This is a genomic window from Paraburkholderia sp. SIMBA_054, from assembly GCF_046534875.1.
GTDB classification, from domain to species: domain Bacteria; phylum Pseudomonadota; class Gammaproteobacteria; order Burkholderiales; family Burkholderiaceae; genus Paraburkholderia; species Paraburkholderia hospita.
On sequence record NZ_JAWRXV010000731.1, the window covers coordinates 1 to 274 of the forward strand.

Sequence of the window (274 nt, forward strand, 5' to 3'; positions counted from 1 at the left end):
CCGTCTTCTTCGTCGGCCGGGTCGGCCAACGACTGGACCGACCACATCAGGTCGGTGGTGTGGTCGATTACGGCGACGTGGTCGGTGCGCTTGTCGCCGACGGGCAACCAGGTGCCGTCGGCGGCGACCTTCGTGAAGCGGATGCCTTGCCGCGGCACAGCGAGTGCTTCGCCCGGCAGCCAAGTGTCCGCACCAGGGCGCGGAAAGTCGATGGTGGTCTCCAGCGTCGAACCGATGGGATGGACGGTGTCGATGACGAGCCTCGAATCGTCGG

General features: G+C 66.8%; 1 protein-coding gene. It reads right to left on the reverse strand.

Annotation, left to right across the window (positions count from 1 at the left end):
- A partial coding sequence (locus SB822_RS57025) for a hypothetical protein (protein WP_410859096.1) occupies positions 1–274 on the reverse strand: 274 nt, incomplete at both ends.